Annotated in this window: 19 protein-coding genes and 3 pseudogenes; 5 read left to right on the forward strand and 17 right to left on the reverse strand. The window is 71.2% G+C overall.

Annotated features, from left to right (window positions below; genetic code table 11):
- Position 1 precedes the first annotated feature (1 nt).
- The 3 genes from PBV52_RS36645 (at position 2) to PBV52_RS36655 (ending at position 1,631) form a co-directional block, all read left to right on the forward strand.
- Positions 2-295 carry a putative quinol monooxygenase gene (locus PBV52_RS36645; protein WP_274244479.1) on the forward strand — a complete coding sequence of 98 codons (294 nt, stop codon included), beginning with the start codon at positions 2-4 and terminating at the stop codon, positions 293-295.
- Between the two features lie 84 nt (positions 296-379).
- Positions 380-1,414, forward strand: coding sequence for a LacI family DNA-binding transcriptional regulator (locus PBV52_RS36650; RefSeq protein ID WP_274244480.1), 1,035 nt, complete (start codon positions 380-382; stop codon positions 1,412-1,414).
- Between the two features lie 94 nt (positions 1,415-1,508).
- On the forward strand, positions 1,509-1,631 hold the full coding sequence (locus PBV52_RS36655; protein WP_274244483.1) for a hypothetical protein: 123 nt from the start codon (positions 1,509-1,511) through the stop codon (positions 1,629-1,631).
- 17 nt (positions 1,632-1,648) lie between these two features.
- Here PBV52_RS36655 and PBV52_RS36660 read toward each other — a convergent pair whose 3' ends face one another.
- From PBV52_RS36660 to PBV52_RS36675, 4 genes and pseudogenes are all read right to left on the reverse strand, one after another.
- Entirely contained in the window at positions 1,649-2,500 is an 852-nt protein-coding gene (locus PBV52_RS36660; RefSeq protein ID WP_274244485.1) for an aldo/keto reductase, read from the reverse strand.
- Positions 2,501-2,530: 30 nt separating this feature from the next.
- A pseudogene (locus PBV52_RS36665) lies at positions 2,531-2,860 on the reverse strand (IMP dehydrogenase); the annotation flags it as partial.
- Positions 2,851-2,982: pseudogene (locus PBV52_RS36670) on the reverse strand (aldo/keto reductase); the annotation flags it as partial. The pseudogenes PBV52_RS36670 and PBV52_RS36665, both read right to left, overlap by 10 nt.
- A 118-nt stretch (positions 2,983-3,100) precedes the next feature.
- The gene (locus PBV52_RS36675; RefSeq protein ID WP_373921952.1) at positions 3,101-3,358 is read right to left on the reverse strand and encodes a hypothetical protein; all 258 of its coding nucleotides are present in this window, start codon (positions 3,356-3,358) and stop codon (positions 3,101-3,103) included.
- 181 nt (positions 3,359-3,539) lie between these two features.
- On the opposite strand from PBV52_RS36675, the pseudogene PBV52_RS36680 reads away from it, so the two are divergent.
- Positions 3,540-4,414 (forward strand): annotated as a pseudogene (locus PBV52_RS36680) (helix-turn-helix transcriptional regulator).
- Between the two features lie 265 nt (positions 4,415-4,679).
- Positions 4,680-5,318 (forward strand): phosphatase PAP2 family protein, encoded by a 639-nt coding sequence (locus PBV52_RS36685; protein ID WP_274249802.1) that lies wholly within the window; start codon positions 4,680-4,682, stop codon positions 5,316-5,318.
- A 37-nt stretch (positions 5,319-5,355) separates the two neighbouring features.
- On the opposite strand, the gene PBV52_RS36690 is transcribed toward PBV52_RS36685, so the two are convergent.
- Genes PBV52_RS36690 through PBV52_RS36750 form a run of 13 tightly spaced genes read right to left on the reverse strand, consistent with a single transcriptional unit; the run spans position 5,356 to position 19,728 of the window.
- Positions 5,356-6,708, reverse strand: a complete 1,353-nt coding sequence (locus PBV52_RS36690; protein ID WP_274244487.1) for a glutamate-1-semialdehyde 2,1-aminomutase — start codon at positions 6,706-6,708, stop codon at positions 5,356-5,358.
- A gap of 8 nt (positions 6,709-6,716) precedes the next feature.
- Entirely contained in the window at positions 6,717-7,268 is a 552-nt protein-coding gene (gene rfbC / locus PBV52_RS36695) for a dTDP-4-dehydrorhamnose 3,5-epimerase (protein WP_274244488.1), read from the reverse strand.
- Positions 7,265-8,491: a polysaccharide pyruvyl transferase family protein gene (locus PBV52_RS36700; RefSeq protein WP_274244490.1), complete on the reverse strand. Its 1,227-nt coding sequence runs from the start codon at positions 8,489-8,491 to the stop codon at positions 7,265-7,267. Before PBV52_RS36700 ends, rfbC begins: the two co-directional genes overlap by 4 nt.
- The gene (locus tag PBV52_RS36705; RefSeq protein ID WP_274244492.1) at positions 8,488-9,435 is read right to left on the reverse strand and encodes a glycosyltransferase family 2 protein; all 948 of its coding nucleotides are present in this window, start codon (positions 9,433-9,435) and stop codon (positions 8,488-8,490) included. The genes PBV52_RS36700 and PBV52_RS36705 overlap by 4 nt, the downstream gene beginning before the upstream one ends.
- A complete protein-coding gene (locus tag PBV52_RS36710; protein WP_274249805.1) occupies positions 9,432-10,721 on the reverse strand; it encodes a hypothetical protein in 1,290 nt (429 codons plus the stop codon). The genes PBV52_RS36705 and PBV52_RS36710 overlap by 4 nt, the downstream gene beginning before the upstream one ends.
- A gap of 5 nt (positions 10,722-10,726) precedes the next feature.
- Entirely contained in the window at positions 10,727-12,025 is a 1,299-nt protein-coding gene (locus PBV52_RS36715) for a DUF4910 domain-containing protein (RefSeq protein WP_274244494.1), read from the reverse strand.
- The gene (locus PBV52_RS36720; protein WP_274244496.1) at positions 12,022-13,047 is read right to left on the reverse strand and encodes an NAD(P)-dependent oxidoreductase; all 1,026 of its coding nucleotides are present in this window, start codon (positions 13,045-13,047) and stop codon (positions 12,022-12,024) included. Before PBV52_RS36720 ends, PBV52_RS36715 begins: the two co-directional genes overlap by 4 nt.
- A 3-nt stretch (positions 13,048-13,050) precedes the next feature.
- The gene (locus PBV52_RS36725; protein ID WP_274244497.1) at positions 13,051-13,701 is read right to left on the reverse strand and encodes a PIG-L deacetylase family protein; all 651 of its coding nucleotides are present in this window, start codon (positions 13,699-13,701) and stop codon (positions 13,051-13,053) included.
- Positions 13,698-14,492 (reverse strand): glucose-1-phosphate cytidylyltransferase, encoded by a 795-nt coding sequence (locus tag PBV52_RS36730; RefSeq protein WP_274244498.1) that lies wholly within the window; start codon positions 14,490-14,492, stop codon positions 13,698-13,700. The genes PBV52_RS36725 and PBV52_RS36730 overlap by 4 nt, the downstream gene beginning before the upstream one ends.
- Positions 14,489-15,733: a class I SAM-dependent methyltransferase gene (locus PBV52_RS36735; protein ID WP_274244500.1), complete on the reverse strand. Its 1,245-nt coding sequence runs from the start codon at positions 15,731-15,733 to the stop codon at positions 14,489-14,491. Before PBV52_RS36735 ends, PBV52_RS36730 begins: the two co-directional genes overlap by 4 nt.
- Entirely contained in the window at positions 15,730-16,941 is a 1,212-nt protein-coding gene (locus tag PBV52_RS36740; protein ID WP_274244501.1) for a glycosyltransferase, read from the reverse strand. Before PBV52_RS36740 ends, PBV52_RS36735 begins: the two co-directional genes overlap by 4 nt.
- Before the next feature lie 2 nt (positions 16,942-16,943).
- A complete protein-coding gene (locus tag PBV52_RS36745; RefSeq protein ID WP_274244502.1) occupies positions 16,944-18,194 on the reverse strand; it encodes an O-antigen ligase domain-containing protein in 1,251 nt (416 codons plus the stop codon).
- 1 nt (position 18,195) lies between these two features.
- The gene (locus PBV52_RS36750; protein WP_274244504.1) at positions 18,196-19,728 is read right to left on the reverse strand and encodes a right-handed parallel beta-helix repeat-containing protein; all 1,533 of its coding nucleotides are present in this window, start codon (positions 19,726-19,728) and stop codon (positions 18,196-18,198) included.
- Between the last annotated feature and the right edge of the window lie 94 nt (positions 19,729-19,822).

Here is a 19,822-nt window from a genome sequence, read left to right on the forward strand (position 1 = left end):
CATGAAGAAGACCCTGCTCGCCGAGTTCACCGCCCGCGAGGGAGCGGAGGCCGAGGTCGCCCGCATGATCGGGGACTACGCCCTGAAGGTGCGCGAGGAAGAAGGCAACATCGCCTTCGACGTCTACACCAAGGCAGCCCACCCGCGCGCCTTCTGGATCTTCGAGGTGTACCGGGACGAGGACGCCTTCCAGGCGCACCTGAACGCCCCGTACGGCGGCCCCTTCAACGCCGCCCTCACCCCGCTGATCGAGGAGGACGCCTCCGTGCTGACGTTCTTGGATCCGCTCGTTTGACGGCGTCTACGAGATGTTGACAAGCGGCCCCACCCCGGCGCAATCTCATCCCGCACTCACTTGCCAAAACGATTGGGCACCGCAATGGGCAGGCGGATCGGGATCAAGGACGTGGCGGAAGCCGCCGGAGTCTCGGTCACGACCGTTTCCCACATCCTCAACGAGGCCGAGGGCAAGCGCATCAACCCCGAGACCCGGCAGCGCGTCCTGGAGACGGCCCAGCGGCTGGGGTACGCGCCCAACGGTCTGGCCCGTGGCCTGCGGCTGAAGCGGTCGAGCACCGTCGGCTTCGTCAGCGACCGGATCGCCACCACCCCCTTCGCCGGCCAGATCATCCTGGGAGCCCAGGAAGAGGCGGCCAAGCACGACCTGCTGTTGCTGTTGCTGAACACCGGCGGAGACCCGGAGCTGGAGCGCAAGGAGATCGAACTGCTGCTCCAGCGCCAGGTCGACGGGGTGCTGTACGCGTCGATGTACCACCGGGTCGTGGAGGTGCCGGAGCAGTTGCGCTCGGTCCCCACGGTTCTGCTCGACGCACGCGCGGACGACCCCGCCGTCCCGTCGGTGGTGCCGGACGAGGTCCAGGGCGGCTACACCGCCGTACACGAACTGCTCCGGCACGGCCACCGCCGTATCGGCTTCCTCAACAACGTCGACAACATCCCGGCCACCCACGGGCGGCTGGCCGGCTACCGCCAGGCCCTCGCGGAAGCAGGTGTCGCCTTCGATCCCGGGCTGGTGGTGACCGAGACCTCCGACGCGGCGGGCGGCTACCGGGCGGCACTCGGGCTGCTGCAGGCGGCGGAGCGGCCCACCGCGCTGTTCTGCTTCACCGACCGGATGGCGATGGGCGCCTACCACGCCGCCGCCCAGCTGGGGCTGTCGATCCCGGCCGATCTGTCGGTCATCGGTTTCGACAACCAGGAACTGATCTGCGACGGCATGTTCCCAGGGCTGACCACCGTCGCCCTGCCGCACTACGAGATGGGGGCGCGAGCCGTCGTACAACTGCTCGCGCTCACGGGCGCCCCGGACCGGGAGACTGGTCCGGTTGCCCAGGAAATGCTGCCGTGCCCGCTGGTGGCACGGGCATCGGTCGCTTCGCCGCCCCGACTCTGACCCCGAGACGGCGAAGCACCACCGATACAGGCGGCCGCATCACCGGCCGCCGACATGGTCTTGCGGGACCGTGCCCAGTGAAGTGGAGGAACCCGTGGAATCGAGAACCAGGCGCCTCGCGGCGTCGGATCTATCCGCCCTGACCACCGCGACGCTGGTCGCGGGCTGCGGGGGCGGTGGCACCGCGGCCGGCTCGGGAACCGACGGCAACCCCTGACCCTGTGGATCCACATGTCAGTCCGTCAGGCGCCGCTTGCTGAGCCAGCTGACCATCTCGGGGTCACGGTGGTCGAAGAACAGGGAGGCGCCGGTGTCCAGGGTGGCGATGGACGCCATCTGCTCGTCGGTCAGCTGGAAGTCGAAGACATCGATGTTCTCCGCCATCCGCTCGGGGCGGACCGACTTCGGGATGGCGACGACGCCGCGCTGGACGAGCCAGCGCAGGACGACCTGTGCCACGGACTTGCCGTGCCGGCTGCTGATCGCGCTCAGGAGCGGGTGGGTGAAGAGGTTGTTCTTGCCCTCGGCGAACCCGCCCCACGACTGGATCTGGACCCCGCGCTCGCGCATCAGCTCCTGATCGGCGACCCGCTGGAAGAACGGATGGGTCTCGATCTGGTTGACCGCGGGCGTGATCTCGTTGTTGAGGACGAGGTCGAGGAGGCGGTCGGGGTAGAAGTTGGCGACGCCGATCGCCTTGATACGGCCGTCGCGGTGCAGGCTCTCCATGGCACGCCACTGACCGTAGACGTCGCCGTAGGGCTGGTGCATCAGGTAGAGGTCGAGGTAGTCCAGGCCGAGCTTGCTCAGCGAGGTCTCGAAGGCGTGCTTGGTGTTCTCTTCGGCGGGCGCGTCCTGGACCCACAGCTTGGTGGTGACGAACAGCTCTTCGCGCGGGATGCCGCTGTTCTTGATGGCGTGTCCGACTGCTTCCTCGTTGCCGTAGGCGGCGGCCGTGTCGAGCAGCCGGTAGCCGGCGGCGAGGGCGTCGGTGACGGCCTGCTCGGTCTGCTCCGGCGGGATCTGGTAAACGCCGAATCCGAGGACGGGCATCTCGATGCCGTTGTTGAGGGTGACGGTGTGCATGGGGGGCTTCCTTGTCGTACTGGTAGGAGGTCAGAAGGTGATGAGCGCCTTGAGGACGCGGCGGTCGGCCATGGCCCGGTAGGCGTCCCGGACCTGGTCGAGGGAGAAGTCCTGATCGAAGACGCGGCCCGGTTCGATGGCGCCGTCCAGCACGTCCGGCATCAGCTCGTCGATGCAGGCGCGGGCCGGGCTGGCACCGCCGGTGAGGGTGATGTTCCGCATGATCATGGAAGGGCCGACGGGGCCTTCCTCGTACTGCGGGACGCCCAGGCGGCTGACGGTGCCTCCGTCGACGACCGTTCCGAGGGCGGTCTCCAGCGTCTGGCGGGTGCCGACGGCCTCGATCACCGCTCCAGTGCCCGGTGCAGGGTGCGCGTGGATTCCGCGTCGTCGGTCCCGGAGCCGGTGTAGCCGTGGGACATTCCCATCGCGCCCAGGCCGATTCGGGAGACCTCCAGATCACGCAGCTTGATGTACTTCATTGACCTTTCCTTTCCTTTTTGGTCATTTGTCTCATTGGTCTGTGCTGTCGCAAGTGGAGTACCGCGCAGGTGCCGCACGGGTGCCGTGCCGCACCCCTCCCGGGCGTGGCTTGTCGTCTTACGCGGGGGCGGCGGGCCGGAGCAGGAAGCCGGCAGCCGAGGCGGCCACGAACACGACCAGCCCCACACCGAAGGTGCGGCGGGCCCCGAGCCGGTCGGCCCGGATGGACGGCAGCGCCACGTTGACGACCAAGGCGTCCAGCGTGATGACAAAGAACCCCAGCAGCGCGGCCCCCAGCGCCGCGGTGGCGCCAGGACGGCGCGGGCCCGCGGCCTCGCGCCCTTGTGCGGCGGTCGCGGTGAGGGGAGTGGACACGGGGCGGCGCTCCTGGGGGACGGGAATGAAGGTGAGGGGAAGGAAGTGGTGACGTCGTCCAACGTGCCGCCCCGAGCGCTGCACAGGCAGGCCGGATTCTTCCCGGGGGTGGCCAGCGGTGGGTATGACAGGGCCCCTCTCGCGGACACCGCGCTGGTGGCGGCGTTGCGACACTGGATCCATGTCACCCGAGCAGCACACCAGCGGCGACGAACTGGCGCGCTTCCTGCGCGCCCGCCGCACCCAGACCAGCCCCGAGAGCGCCGGCCTCACCCCCGGCCCCGGCGTACGCCGCACCCCCGGCCTGCGCCGCGAGGAACTGGCCACGCTCGCCGGGGTCAGCATCGACTACTACACCCGCCTCGAGCGCGGCAAGGAAACCCGACCCAGCCCCGGTGTCATCGACGCCCTCGCCCGCGCCCTGCACCTCGACGACGAGGAACACCACCACCTGCGCGAGCTGGCCGCCCGGGCCGCCCGCTACGCCCCCGAACGCCTCCCCCGCCCAGCAGGACGGTCCGCCCGCACCTGAAGCTGCTGCTGGAGACGATGCGGCCGAACCCCGCCTACATCGTCAGCCGCAGCATGGACCTGCTCGCCTGGAACCCCGCCGGCCTGGCCCTGTACGCCGGCATCGCCGACTGGCCCGCCACCCAGCGGAACCTCGCCCGCTACCTCTTCCTGCACCCCACTGCCCACGAGCTATTCCCCGACTGGGACACCCAGGTCCGCGGCTGCGTCGCTCGCCTGCGCGCCGAAGCCGGCATCAACCCGGACGCACCCGATCTCACCAGCCTCGTGGGAGAACTTCTGCTCAAGAGTCCCGACTTCGCGAAGCTGTGGGAGCGCTACGAGGTCATCGGCCGCAAGAAGATCCAGAAGACCTTCCATCATCCCCAGGTCGGCGTCCTCACCCTGAGCGGCCAGAGCATGCACATCGAGGGCACCCCGGGCCAACGCCTCGGCACGTACACCGCCGAGCCCGGCACCCCCGCTCATGACGCCATGCTCCTGCTCGACATCGAGAGACGGCCATCGGCTGTGACGCTCGTATAGGGTCTCGTTGGTGGGGAGTTGGCGCCAGCAGAAGCCGAAGGCCACGTCGACCAGCGTCAGTGGCGTGGGATGGTTCGGCCGGAGCGGGCCTGGAGCAGGGGAAACAGGGAGCCGCTGATTCATGACTGTCCACCGGTCGGATGAAGGGCAGCACCCTCACCCTGCCTCAACAGGTCACGATCCGGAGCGCCATCCACCGATCACGGCAGAGCACCGCAGGTCGACCGCGGTGCTGCCCCCGGCGTTGCGCGTGCGGCTCTGGCTGATGGCGGCCCTCGCCGCGCTGGTGGTCGTCGTGCTCGGGGTCCTGTACGCCGGCCACAGCGAGCCCGGCAGGGTGGACAGGTGGATCATCCAGCCGACGGCGGACAGTGTGCGGCCGCCGTGGCGGCACGTCGCTCTGGCCACGGACTTCTTGGGGGAGCCCGTGGGAGCGGCGATGCTGGTCGTGGCCGCTGTGACGGGCTGCCTGCTGCTTCGGCGTCCTCGCGCGGCGGTGCTCGTCGTCGCCGGCCCGGCCATGGCCGTGGGGACGGCGACGCTGCTCAAGCCCCTGGTGGGACGCACCATCCACGGCGACGGCAACCTGTCCTACCCGAGCGGGCACACCGCCTTCCTCACCGCGCTCGCCCTCGTGGTGGCGCTGCTCGCGGCCGGCCGGCTCGGCCTCGGCAGGACGGCCGGCACGTCACTGGTACTCGCCGCGGCGCTGGTCGCCGGCGCCGCCATGGGCTGGGCGCAGGTCGCCCTGGGCGCGCACTACCCGACCGACGCCCTCGGCGGCTGGTGCACCGCGCTGGCGGTGATTCCGGCGACCGCGTGGCTGGTCGACCGGCTGGCTGACCGGCTGGCTGACCGGCTGGTCGATCGGATGGCCGATGCCGGTCGGCGGGAGCGTCGCTGACGTCGCGTCACGTCACGTCTTGTCTCGTCACGCCTCGTCACGCCAAGCGGCGGAATACGGGCTTCACCGGTCGTCCGCCCAGCCAGGGGGTGGGGTCGGCGGCGTCCAGTGCCTTCCGGTACACCGCACACGCCTGGGCCACCACGTCGACGGTGTGATCGATGTCGGCGTCGTCGAGCGCGCTGCTCACCACGAACGACGGGGCCAGCACCCCGCCCGCGAGGAGGCGGCGCAGGAACAGGGTGCGGTACTCCTGCGACGGCTGCCCGTTCTCGTCGAGGGTGGCGAAGACGAGGTTGCTGGGCCGGCCCCGGACGACGATGTGGTCGCCGACGCCCATGCTCGCCGCGGCGTCGCGGACACCGGCGGCCAACCGCTCGCCGAGGGCGTGCAGCCGCGCGGTGACGCCCTCCTCGACGTAGGTGGTCTGCACGGCCATCGCGGCCGCCAGGGAGTGCGTTTCGGCACCGTGGGTGGTGGACAGCAGGAACACCCGGTCGCCGGAGTGCCGCAGCCCGCCCCGCTCCATCAGCTCGCGGCGCCCGGCCAGCGCGGAGACGGCGAACCCGTTGCCCAGCGCCTTGCCGAACGTGGAGAGGTCGGGGACGACGCCGTACAGGCCCTGGGCGCCCGCCTCGGACCAGCGGAAGCCGGTGATCATCTCGTCGAAGATCAGTACGCAGCCGTGCCGGTCGGCCAGCTCGCGCAGGCCGGCGAGGTACCCGGGCGGCGGCTCGGTGTGGGTGGCGGGTTCGAGGATCAGGCAGGCGATCTCGTCCTGGTACCGGGTGAGCAGCTCCTCCGTGGCGGCCAGGTCCCCGTAAGGGAACGCCACGGTGAGGTCGGTGGTCGCCGCCGGAATACCCGCGGACATCGGCGTGGTGCCGATGAACCAGTCGTCGGTGGAGAAGAAGGGGTGGTCGGCGCAGAGGGCCACCCGCGGGCGGCCGGTGGCGGCGCGGGCGAGGCGCACCGCGGCGGTGGTGGCGTCGGAGCCGTTCTTCGCGAACTTCACCATCTCGGCAGTCGGCACCGTGGCCAGGAAGCGTTCCGCGGCCTCGACCTCCACGATGGACGGCCGGACGAAGTTGCTGCCGCGGTCGAGTTCCCGCCGCACCGCCTCGATCACGCGTGGGTGGGCGTGGCCGAGGCTGACCGACCGCAGGCCGGAGCCGTACTCGATGTAACGGTTGCCGTCGACGTCCCACACGTGGGCCCCGTGGCCGTGGCTGATGACCGGGGCCAGGTTCTCGGGGTACTGGTCGTCGCCCTTGGCGTAGGTGTGCGCGCCCCCGGGGATCAGGGCGTGCAGCCGCTGGTTCGCCGTCCGCGACCGGGTCAGGAGGAACTCCTCGGTCTCTTCGGTGTGTTCGGTATGTTCGGTGTCCACGCCGACCCTCACTTCTCTCCGTGCTTCAGGACCTCGGCGAGGCTCGGCGCCTCCCGGTCCCGCTGGGACATCGATGTGACCGGCAGCGGCCAGGGAATGGCGAGGTCCGGGTCGTCGAAGGCGATCGTCACGTCCTCGGCCGGATCGTGCGGGCGGTCGATCCGGTACGAGGTGTCGGCGGTCTCGGTGAGCGCCTGGAAGCCGTGCGCGCACCCCGCCGGGATGTACAGGGTCGTCTGTGTCTCGCCGGACAGCTCGAAGAAGGCCCGGCCCAGGTACGTCGGCGAGTCCGTCCGCAGGTCCACGACGACGTCGAAGATCCTCCCGTACGAGCACCGCACCAGCTTGGCCTCGCCGGCGCCGGAGCGCAGGTGCAGGCCGCGCAGCACGCCCCGGACCGAGCGGGACACGCTGTCCTGGATGAAGGCGTTCGGGTCGAGGCCCACCGAGCGGACCACGTCGGCGTCGAAGGTGCGGCAGAAGAAGCCGCGTTCGTCGGCGTACGGCGTCGGCTCGAACAGGTACGCGCCGGCGATCTCCGGGACTTCGGTCGCTTTCATGGAGCCTTCCGCAGGGGGTGAGTGAGGTCGGTCGCCGGGAACAGGGCCGCGGTCAAGGCCGTGAACTGGTGCCCCAGTTGCCGGGCGGCGGTCTGGTTCCGCTCGGTGAGGGTCTGCCGCAGCTGGGCCGAGCGCTTCTCCAGCTCCCGGAACTGCTCCAGCAGCCGATCGGCGTCGACCTCGCGAGCCGGGTGGCAGTACGCGCCGAGGCCCATCCGGTCCATGAGCGCGTCGCTCTTCGCCGCATAGCTGAGTGCGAGCGTCGGTGTGCCGGCCTTCAGCGCGCAGATCAGGTTGTGGTACCGGATCGCCACCACGGTGTCTGCAGCCGCCGTCTCCTTCATCAGGTCGGCCAGCGAGGCCGCCTCGGCAGCGGTGACCAGCGGCGAGTTCACCGCGTCGAGGATCGCGGCGACCACCGACGCATCGCACGCGTCGCCGGTGAGCAGCCGGACCGGCCTGCCCTCCTCGACCAGCGCGCGGACGAAACGGGTCGTCCCGTCGAGGTAGCGCCGGTGGATCTCCTCGGCCCGGGCGCGGTCGTCGTTGCTGCCGTGGAAGTCCATGACGCCGACGCAGACTTGGCCCGGCGGGCCCGAGGGGGTGCTCGTCGGCGGCGTCGGCGTAGGCAGGGCGAACGCCAGGTCCGGGTACACCTCGGCGCGCGCGGTGTCCACACCCATCGCCCGCATCGCCTCGCGGGACTGGGCGTCCCGGTACGACCGGTACGCGGCCAGCCGCGCCGACCAGCGGACCAGGGCCCGGGTCGGTCGGTTGCCGATCTCGGCGGCGCCGACGCTGACCAGCGCGACCCGGGTGCCGAACAACCGGCCGGACGCGCAGAGCAGGAACAGTGAGTACGGGAAGCCCCACGGCCGCAGGGGCAGCGTGGCCTCGAGAACACCCATGCCCGGCACGATCACCACGTCGTGCCGGCGCACCCAGGCGGCGGTGCGGAAGACGTCGACGAGTTTGCCGAGGCCCTTCCCCACGATCGCGCCCGCACGCGACGCGGTCCGGTACTCCCCGCGGTACCAGTGCAGCCGCGTCGCGGGGATCCCGTACCGGGCCGCGACGACCTCGGGTCCGCCGCACAGCGCGTCCACGGCCGCCTCCGGGTGCGCGGCGCGCAGATACCCGAGCACGGCTTCGAGCGACCCGTCGTTGCCGAGGTTGCCGGAGCCGAGGAGACCGAACACCCCCACACGTGTCGTCGGCTTCATGCCCGCCGCCCCTCACGGCCCGCGACGAGGGCGTCGACGGAGACAGCGAGCCGGTCCGGGTCGACCGGGGCGCGGTCCTCGACCCGCTCGCCGGCGCCCGGCCGGACCCGGCTGGTCATCCATGCGGCGAGGTGGCGGTAGCAGGCGCGCCGGTCGGCGGGGGACAACGGCGCCCGCCGGATCGCCGAGGCGAAGCCCCAGACGTACTCGGCGAGCAGCCGCGGCGTCGGGTGCAGCGGGCCTGCCCGGCGCGGGTCCAGGTTGACGCACCGGGAACGCTTGGAAGGGTTCGCCCGCTCGGCGCGGGTGGGGTGGTCGCGGCGGAAGTACAGCAGTTCCGGCACCTGGTGGAAGGGCCCGTGCAGGGTGATCTCGGCGACGAACGTGCGGTCCGCGTGGTGGTAGCTGTCGTGCGGCTTCACCCGGCGCAGCACGTCGGCCCGCATCACCCCGTAGAAGTCGTCGCCACCGGGCTCGAACAGCAGGCTGCGGAAGCGCTCCGGCGCGTGCGGTGAGTCGGTGGCGAGCCCGTACTCGTACGGCACCTTCACCTGGCCGTCGCCGTCGATGACCGCCTGGCCGGAGTGCGCGAGGATCACGTCCGGCCGCTCGTCCAGCGCCTGCACGCAGCGCCGCAGCAGGTCCCGGGCGTACAGGTCGTCGTGCGAGGCCCACTTGAACAGCTCGCCGCGGCACTCGGTGAACACGTAGTTGTGGTTCGGCGCGGCACCGATGTTCCGGGTCAGCCGGAGGTACCGGATGCGTGAGTCCTGCGCGGCGTACTTGCGGCAGATGTCCTGGGTCCCGTCGGTCGAGGCGTTGTCGGAGATGACCAGCTCGAAGTCCTCGTAGGTCTGGCCGAGCAGGGCGTCGAGCGACTCGGCGAGGTACTCCTCGCCGTTGTACACGGGCAGGCCGATGCTCAGCCTGGGTCGGTCGGTCATGAAGTCCTCACTTCGGGAACGGAGTTGTGCCGGCGCTCGCGCAGGGCGGACCGCAGCTGCAGCCACCACACGGCCGAGCCGCAGACGGTCGCGGCGGCGACGCCCCAGGCCGAGCCGACCGTGCCGGCCACGGCCGCCCCGCCGAGCCCGCCGCCGACGTAACAGACGGAGGCGAACAGCTGGCTGCGCAGGCTGCGCCGGGCCGCGCCGAGCGCGCGCAGCCCGGCCGCCGCGCCGGTGCCGAGGCCGGCGCCCGCGACGCCGAGGGTGACCGGCACGATGAGCTCCGCGGCGGAGTGCCAGACGCCGCCGAGCACCAGCTCGCCGAGCCGGTCCGGCACCAGCAGCAGCGCCCCGCCCCAGAGCAGCGCGGCGGCGGCCTGCCCGCCACCCAGCAGGAGGCAGAACGAGCCGAGGCGGTGCGGGGCCTGCCGTAGCACCCGTGCCGCCTCCGGGACGGTGACCAGCGAAAGTCCCATCAGCACAGCGAGGAACGGGCCGAGCAGGAGCTCGGCGCCCCGCACCGCACCCACCGCGCCGACCCCGACGATCGCACCGAGCCCGTACGCCCGCAGTTGGCTCGCGCCGCTGAGGCTGACGTTCTCGACCAGGTACCGGGAGCCGAGATCGCGCTGCTCGCGAAGCCACCCGCGCGCCCCGGTCACCCGGGGCCGGATGCCGGACTGGAGGTAGCCGTACCCCGCCGCCACCGCGGCGGACGCACCCCAGGCGAGCACGAAAGCGGCCACGCTGCCCACGCGGGCCGCCACGACCATGGCCGGGACGAGCGCGACGCCCCACACGACGTCGTTGACGAACGCCTTCCGCCCGCTGCCGGCGGCGAAGAACGAGAACCGCCAGGCGTCTTGCAGCAGCAGCCCCGGCAGCATGACGCCGAGGCAGGCGAACGCGGGCCCCACGCGGCCGCCGAGAGCAAGGCCGGCCACCAGACACGCCGCGCCGATGGCTGCGCCGACGCCGAGCGCGGTACCCGTCGCCCGGGCCACTGCTCCGCGCCAGGACGCGTCCGACACACCGCTGAAGCGCACCACGAGCGGGTCGGTGGCCAGCCCGCGGGAGACGTTGAGCACCACGCCGTAGGTCACCCAGGCCAGGCTGAACACGCCGAACGCGGTGACCCCCAGCGAGCGGGCCACGTAGATGCCCACCACGAAGTTGGACATGCTGGAGGCCGCCTGGTCGGCGAGTCCCCAGGACAGCCGGCCGGCGAGGGCCCGCTTGGCGGATCCGGCCGGTGTCGTCGTCTTCTCCTCCTCGGTGGTCATCGGCGTCATGCCTTGATCAGCCCGGCGCCGTGCAGGGCGTCGGCCGCGGCGGCGACGGTGTCGAACGGCAGCCCGGACCGCTCGGCGACGTCCAGCAGACTGTGCTCGCCGTCGGAGAGGTTGAGCACCCAGAGCATGGCCATCTGGGCCTGCTTGGTGTCGCTGCGGCCGCCGAGCGCGTCGTACAACCCGCGCCGGCCCAGCTGTGGTTCGCCGTAGGGGCTGAGGTTGACGTACTGCCGGTTGCGGTCGAGGACGGTGAACGCCTCGCGGCAGACTGCGAGGGTGTCCGCCATCGCCTCCGGGGAGACGAAGTCCAGGTTGTCCGCCGAGGTGTGGTACTCGGGGTACCCGGCGTACGGGGTCCGGGTGAGCGAGCCCACGCCGAGGTCGAACCCGGGCGAGCAGAACTGCCGCTCGTCGTAGCCGTACGGGGTGAACTCGGCGACGCGGTGCGGGCGTTCGGATGCGGCCAGCACGTGCCGCATCACCCGGTCGATCTCGGCGTCGCCGCGCCTGCTCTGCTTGTACGTCAGCCCGCCCGGGTCGCCTGCGCAGGCCAGCACCAGGCCGTGCTTGACCCGTTCCACCCGCTCCGCGTTGCGGGCCAGCCAGGTGATCGCCCCGATGGTGCCGGGCGCGAAGATGAACCGGTAGGTGTAGTACGGCGTCTGCTGTGCCAGCGCCCGGGCCAGGAACGTCGCCACCGCGATGCCGGCCAGGTTGTCGTTGGCCAGCGACGGGTGGCAGACGTGGCAGGAGACGATCACCTCGTCCGGGACCTGCCCGGGGACCACGTGCTCGGCGTAGGTGAGGTGGCCGTCCGCGAGTGTGGAGTCGATGCGCACCTCGTACTCGCCGTCCGGCAGCGCGTCCAAGGTCTCCTGGGCCAGGCAGAAGCCCCAGTCCGGCTTGTAGTAGCTGGTGCGGTACGGCACCCAGGCCGGGTGGTCCGGCAGGGTGTGCAGGTGTCCGCGCAGCTCGGCCAGCGGCATGGTCGCCGACACCGGCACGCTGTAGCCGAGCACATGCAGGCTGGACGCGGCGAAGTCGACGACCCGGTGGCCGGCGGTGTCGGCGATGTACGCGTCGCGGATGTTCCACTCCTGCGGCACCGTCCAGTCGAGCACCTGGGTCCCGGTCGGCACCTCGTGCACCTGCAGCGGGATGTGCTCCCCGACGATGTCCAGGGTGGCGCGCACGCCGTCGCCCGTGATGCTGCGGCAGAGCGGGTACAGCCGCTCGACCAGCGCGTACATCTCGTCGCCGGCCGAGGTCGTCGGCTGTTCGCCGGCCGCGGTCATCCGCGCCACCGCAGGGTGTCGTCGACGGCACCGGCGTCGGACGCCGCGCGCAGCACGGCGAGGCGCGTGAAGCGTCGCTCGAAGTCCTCCCCGGTCAGCCCGTGTTTGTGGTAGGCGTCGGCGAGTTCGAGCGCGCCCTGCTTCACCGTCCACTCGCAGTCGAAGCCGGGGATCGCGGCGCGGAACCGGGAGAAGTCCACCCGGTACGACCGCGGATCGGCGCCGGTCTCCCCGGTGATCACGACCTTCGAGCCGGACACCGCCTCGGCGACCTGCTCGGCGATCTCGGCGACCGTGACGTTGTTGGTCTCGCTGCCGATGTTGAACGCCCGGTCGTGCACGGCTTCGCGCGGCGCTGTCAGCGCGGCCGTGAAGGCCCGTGCGATGTCGGCGGCGTGCACCAGCGGGCGCCAGGGCGTGCCGTCGGAGAGCACCAGGACCTCACCGGACAGGAGCGCATGGCCCACCAGGTTGTTCAGCACGATGTCGGCGCGCAGCCGGGGTGAGTAGCCGAAGGCGGTGGCGTTGCGCATGAACACCGGGGTGAAGTCGCCGTCGGCCAGCGCGTGCAGGTCGTCCTCCACTCGCACCTTGGACTCCGCGTACGGCGTCACCGGGCGCAGCGGGGCGTCCTCGGTCACCAGGTCGTCGCCGCCGGCGGCGCCGTAGACCGAGCAGGTCGACGCGTACAGGAAGCGCCGCACTCCGGCGTCGCGGGCCAGTCGGGCCAGCCGTACGGACGCGTGGTGGTTGATGTCGTAGGTGAGCTCCGGCGCCAGCGAGCCCAGCGGGTCGTTGGACAGCGCGGCCAGGTGGATCACGGCGTCCACCCCGGCCACGTGGTCGGCCGTGACGTCGCGCAGGTCCACCCGGTGCCCCTGCGGGTCCGCGGGTGTCGGGCCGAGGACGCAGTCGGCGAACAGGCCGGCGTCAAGGCCGACGACCTCGTGCCCGGCGGCCGCGAGGACCGGGGCCATCACGGTGCCCAGGTAGCCCTGGTGTCCGGTCAGCAGTACGCGCAAAGTTCAGTCCCCCAGATTGAGCGTGAGTTTGGTGACGGCGAACGCCTCGGCGTAGCGGGCGTGGCATTCGATGCCGCGGATCCGGGCGAGACCGAGGAAGGCCTCCCGGTCGTACCAGGGCCGGTGCCGCTGCGAGGGGTAGTGCTCCTGCAACAGCCGTACCTTCTGTTCGGCGATCTCCGGTGACAGCGGCTGGTACGCCGCCATACGGCCGAGATCGCCGTCCCACTTGACGATCTCGTAGCCGAGCACGAGGTGGTCGCGGAACGCGGTGGGTATCAGCTGCGCCAGGCCGCGGTGGTCCTGGTGCGCGTCATCGGTACGCGGGGCAAGGATCAGATCCGGCTCGGTCTGCCCGCGCAGTTCCTCGACCGCGGCCTTGGCCTCGTCCCAGTGCACGGGCAGCCGGCCGTCCGGCAGCTTGTGCACGGTCAGCCGCAGGTCGGCGCCCGGGCAGAAGGCGGCGAGCGCGGCCTGCTCCTCCTGCTCCCGGTCGGTGCCGCCGCCGGAGAGCACCAGTGCGTCGACACGGATACCCGGCCGCGCGTGGCACAGCGTCAGCAGCGTGCCGCCGGCGCCGATGGCGATGTCGTCGCAGTGCGCGCCCACCGCGACGATCCGGTCCAGGTGCCGCCCGGCCCCGAGCCGGATCACGCGCTCACCGCCGCGCTGTCCTGCTCCCACACGGCCCACGGGCGGTCGCCGCGGGCGTAGGCCTCGTCGAGCGCGGCCCGCTCCTTCACGGTGTCGGTCGGCTTCCAGAAGCCGCGGTGCTGGTGCGCCACCAGCCGCCCGCGCTTGGCCAGTTGGGCGCATCCGTCGGCGACCAGGTCCCCGTTCTCCGGGATGTGGTCGAAGACCTCCTGGCGGAGCACGAAGTAGCCGCCGTTCTCCCACAGCGGCATGTCGCTCACCGCGGTGATGCCCCCCACCAGGCCGTCCTCACCCAGCTCCACGCAGTGGAACGACGACTGAGGCGGCACCACCATCATCGACGCACCGGCGTCGCGCCGGGCGAACCGGTCGATCATCTCCGGCAGCGGGGCGTCGGTGAGCACGTCGGCGTAGTTGGCGAGGAACATCTCGTCGCCGTCCAGGTGGTGCCGCACCCGGCGCAGCCGCTCCCCGATCGGTGACTCGATGCCGGTCTGCGCGAACGTGATCGTCCAGTCCGCGATGTCGGTGGACAGCAGCTCGGTCTGCCCGCCCCGCAGCACGAAGTCGTTGGACACCGTCTCCTCGTAGTTGAGGAAGAAGTCCTTGATGTGGTGCGCCCCGTACCCGAGGCACAGGATGAACTCCGTGTGCCCGAAGTGCGCGTAGTAGCGCATGACGTGCCAGATCAGCGGTCTCGGGCCGACCATCGCCATCGGCTTGGGCACGTCGTCTGCGGCACCGCTCCGCATCCGCATCCCGTAACCGCCGCAGAACAGTACGACCTTCATGCCTTGACCTCGACAATGCTCAGTTCCGGGATGGGAAAGACCAGCCGGCCGCCCCACTCGTGCACGAAGGACAGCTGCTCGACCAGCTCGGCCCGCAGGTTCCACGGGAGGACGAGGACGTAGTCCGGTTTGTCGGCGGCTATCTGCTCGGGCGGCAGGATCGGGATGCGGGTGCCCGGCGTGAACCTGCCGTGCTTGTAGGGGTTGCGGTCGACCGTGTACGCGAGCAGGTCGGGCCGGATGCCGCAGTGGTTGAGCAGGGTGTTGCCCTTGCCCGGGGCGCCGTAGCCGACGACCGTCTCGCCGCGCTCGGCCGCCTCGATGAGGAACTTGAGGAGGTCCCGGCGCACCTTGGCCACCCGGGCGGAGAACTCGGTGTACCCGGACAGCTCCTGCAGCCCGGCGGCCTTCTCCCGGGCCAGCACGTCGGCCACCCGCCGGGTCGGCTCACCGGCCACCTCGGCCGGCCGCGCCCACAGCCGGATGGAGCCGCCGTGCGTGGGCAGCAACTCGACGTCCACGAGCGTGAGTCCGCCGCTGGCCAGCGCCCGTATCGCGGACGCGACCGTGTAGTACTGGAAGTGCTCGTGGTAGATCGTGTCGTACTGGTTCTCCTCGATCAGGGTCAGCAGGTGCTGCACCTCGATGGAGACCCAGCCGTCGTCGGCGACCAGGGCGCGCAGCCCCTGGGTGAACCCGATCACGTCGGGGATGTGCGCGTAGACGTTGTTGGCCACGACCAGATCCGCCGGGCCGTGCTCGGCGCGGACGGCGGATCCGGTCTCCGGGGACAGGAACTCCGTGAGCGTGGGCACACCCGCGTCCCGCGCCGCGGCGCCTACGTTCACCGACGGCTCGATGCCGAGGCAGCGGATCCCCCGGTCCACCACGTGCTTCAGCAAGTACCCGTCGTTGCTCGCGACCTCGACCACGAAGGCCTCGGAGCCGTCGGTGCCGAGCCCCACCCGCTGTACGGCATCGGCGACGAACGTCCGCGCGTGCTCCACCCAGGAGGTCGAGTACGAGGAGAAGTACGCGTACTCCTTGAACGTCTCCTCCGGCGTGATCAGCGGCGGGATCTGCGCCAGCCAGCAGTCGGTGCAGACCCGCAGGTGCAGCGGGTACGCCGGTTCCGGCAGGTCCAGCTGGTCCGCGGCGAGAAAGCTCTCGCATGGTGGCGTCGCCCCCAGATCGACGACGCTCGCCAGCGCCGCCGAGCCGCAGAGTCGGCATCGTGTCATTTACTGCCCCCCAATAGTTCCGTCCGACCCGCGATCGCGGTGCGGTACTCCTCCACCAGGCGCTCAAGGCCGACGGTCGGGCTGAAACCCTGCTCGTAACGGCGCCGGGCCGCCTGGCCCATCTCCCGGTTGCGGGCCGGCTCGGCCGCGATCCGGCGTATGCAGGACACGAGCGAGGCGGACTCGCCCGGCCGGTGCAGCAGCCCGGTCACGCCGTCCTCGACGAGTTCGACGAAGGCGCCGTGACCGGCGGCGACGACCGGGACCCCGGCCGCCATCGCCTCCACGACCACCAGGCCGAACGCCTCCAGCCACGTCGAGGGAGCCACCACGGCGACCGACCGCGCGATGGCCTGACGGCACTGAGCCGGGTCGTACAGGCCGACGTAGCGCACGTCGTCCCGGCCCGCCGCCCAGGCGGTCACCTCTCGCTCCAGCGGCCCCGTGCCGGCGATGACGAGCGGCACGCCCACACCGCCGCTCGCTGCGATCTCGTCCCACGCGGTCATGAGCAGCCGTACGCCCTTGGCCTCCGCGAGCCGGCCCAGATAGAGCACATGCTCGCCGGCGCCTGTTCGGCGGGCGTCCGGCTCCGGCACGAAGTTGTGCTTCACCGCCAGCCGCTCGGCCGGCACGCCGGACCGCACCAGGACGTCGCGCTGCGCGGCGGAGATGCAGAAGAACCGCTCCACGCCGGACCACCACCGCCGCCGGTTGACCGACAGGCTGACCGCGAGCGGCACCGTCGCAAGACGGGAGTTCCGGTAGCAGCCGTGCCGGACGGCGGGCAGCGGCACCGCCGACCCGACGCACTCGGTGCACGGCCGGCCGTCCCGCTGCAGTGTGCCGGGCGGGCAGACCTGGGTGTAGTTGTGCAGCGTGGCGACGGCGGGCACCCCGGCGTCGGCGCAGGCGGCCAGCACCGCGGGCGACAGGAGCGGGAAGACGTTGTGGACGTGCACCACGTCCGGCCGCTCGGCGCGCAGCCGGGCGGCGAGTTCCGCGCGGACCGCCGGGTTCCACGGCACAAGGAGCGGCACCGCGACCTTGCCCAGCAGGGACCGGGCGGCGATGTCGTCGCTGCGCCGCTCGAACAACTCGACCCGGTGGCCGGCCGCGCGCAGCAGCTCCACCTCCTGGTCGACCACCTTGTTCTCCCCGCTCGGCTGCGCCGAGGCGTAGCGGTTGTGCACCACGAGGACGTGCATGCTCAGGTCACCTCCGATCTACGGGCCCAGTGCGGGATGTGTCGTCGAGGGACTTCGGGCGTCGAGAGGGGAGTCGCCGCGGCGGGTGCCGCCAACAGCGAGGCGGCCAGGGCCAGATGCAGCAGATACGGCGAGGCGTCGCCAAGACCGGCCTCGGTGTACGACGCGATCGCGCAGTAGCTGATCAGGAAGATCGCGCAGGCCCTCTGCAGCGACGGTGGCCGCAGCAACGCGACGCCGCCCAGCACGATGATGATCGCCGCAACGAGGGTGACGCCGATCAGACCCTGCTCGTTGTAGACGGCCAGCCAGCTGTTGTCGATCGGCAGCCCGCCGAACGACTTGTCGCCCAGGCCCACGCCGAACAACTGCTGCGAGGTCGACCGGGGCGCAGCCAGCAGGGCGTCCCAGACCTTGGCCCGACCGGTGAGACTGGAGAAGTTCTCCTGGCTCTGCCCGCGCAGGAACCACGACTGCAGCGCGGAGGCGAACCCCACCGCGGCCACCACGGCGCACAGCACCGCCCAGGTGAAGAACCGGCGGGCGGCGGCGCTGGTCAGGACGAGCGAGCCGATCGCCAACACCAGCCCGATGAGCAGGCCGAGCGTGGCCGTCCGGGTATGGGTCAGCGCGAGCAGGATGAGTGACGGCACGATGACCACCGCCGCGCCGGCCCTGTCGGTCCGGCGGCCCAGGACGAGCAGCACGGTGAGCCCGATGATCACCGCGGCGTACTGTCCGATCTGCGGCGGGGTGAGCGGCCACAACGCGCCGACCAGGCGTCCGCCGTAGAGCTCGGGCATGGCCGCGCCCGGTGAGATGAGCAGGCCCGCGGCCACCGACCCGAGCACCGCGAAGTACATCCGGATGTGGTGCCGGACGAACGTCAGGCCGCCGTCCCACCAGCGGCTGAGCAGCCACAGCGTGCTGACGAAGAGAGCCAGCCGGGCGCAGCGGAACAGCGCGCCGAACCCGGACTCCAGGTTCGCGCTGGAGATCACGCTCGGCACCAGCAGCAGGGTGAGCAGGAGCACGTAGGCGCTGGCTCGGATACGCAGCCGGAGATTGACCGCGAGCGCCAGCGTGAACGCGGCGACCAGCGCGCCCATGGTGACCATCTGGATGAGGGAGCGGGGCAGCGGGACGATGGTCTTCGCCCCGGCGGAGCCGAGCGTGTTGAGGATCAGCAACCCCCAGACCGTCCCGACGATCTTCGGCGTGTGGTCTGTGTGGTCTGTGTGGTCTGGGCTCATCTCAACCACCGTCCCGTGCGCGGAAGGTGCTGCCCGCGTCCTGCTGGTACGGCGTGCCCTGCCACTGCCCGGAGTCGAGCACCCGGCTCGGGTCGTGGGCGACGAACTTCCACGGTCCGACGTAGGCGTTGTCGTGCCAGCGGTTGTGCTGCCCCCGGGTGATCGCCTCGGCCACCCGCTCGCCCTGGTACGGCGACCAGTCCGGGTAGGTGCCGTAGTTGGCCAGCACCGCCATGCGGTCGCACTTCGCCGTGCAGTCGACGACGGACTTGTCCAGCACGAAGCGGTTGCCGTGGATGTCCACCCGCTGGGTCTTCCACCGGCAGTCGTCGTAGAGCGGTGGCTTGCCGATCGCCGGCTGTGCGCAGCGGTCGGTCTTCTTCACCAGCAACGTGCAGTCACCGGACGAGGTGTTGGCCGGGCTGTTGCAGAACCGGTCGGCGTTCTCCCACAGGGTGATCCCGGACCAGTTGTTCTCCAGCACGTTCCGGTAGATCTCGATCTTGTCCGTGCGGGCTCGGATCCGTGGTTCGCCGCCGGACTCGGATAGATAGACGGTCGGATACGGGAAGTTGTCGCCGCGGTCGGCTGCCTTGCGGCCCTCGACCCAGTTGTTCCGCCGGATCGTGTTCTTCCGGATGACGGCGTTGTAGCTGGTCTCGTAGATCAGCGCGGCGCCGTCGTTGGCCTCGAGCACGTTGTTCTCGATACGGAAGTCGTTGTTGTTGGTGTCCGCCCACAACCCCGTTCCGCGGTTGTCGTGCACCCAGTTGCCGCGTACGTCGGCGCCGTTGACGGCCCAGAACTTGATGCCTCCGGTGCAGCCGCAGCCCTCCCGCCGCCGCTCCCAGTCGTCGGTGTTGTTGCCCACGATCTCGTTGCCCTCGACCACCAGGCCGCGGATGGGGTCGCCGGCCTTGTACGCGTTCATGCCGTACTGGCCGTTGCCGCGCAGGCAGCTGGCGCGGACCCGCTGGCGGGCACCGGCCATCAGCCCGGCGCCGGAGTTGTTCTGGATCGTCGCGTGCTCGATCACCCATCCGTCGGCCGAGTCATGGTTGACCACGCCCTCGTTCTGCGGCGCGACGAACCCCTGCACGGTCAGGTAGCGGATGGTGACGTCGCGGGCGGTGCCGCCGAACGCGTACTGGTTCTTCTTCCGGCCGTCGAGCACCGCGCCCGGCGCACCGAGGTAGCGGTTCCCCTTCTTGGGGATGACCTGGGCGTAGCGGTCCGGGTCGAGCCTGTGCTTGCCCGGTCGAAGCCAGAACGTGGTGTTCGGGGGGCTGCTCTTGGTCTTCGCTGCCAGGTCACCGACCACCGCGGGGTCGACCGTCACCGCGCCCGCCGGCGCCTTCGCCGGCCCGGCTTCGGGCTTGGCGCACACCCGGGCCACGGCCACGGCCGCGGATTTGGATGGCGCAACGGTCGGCTCCGACTGGGCGCCCGCCGTGCTCGTACAGCCGGTCGCCGCCAGCAGGGCCAGCGCCAGCGGTGCCGTCGGCAACGCCCAGTGCCGTCTCTTGATCCCCACGCGCTCCCCTAGGGGGTGTTGTGAAAGTCCCGCACAGCACCCACGGCGCCCGGCACGCACCCTCGCCGCACCGGCCAATGACCCAAGTAGCTCC

Origin of the sequence: Streptomyces sp. T12 (assembly GCF_028736035.1) — a bacterium.
Taxonomy (GTDB): Bacteria; Actinomycetota; Actinomycetes; order Streptomycetales; family Streptomycetaceae; genus Streptomyces.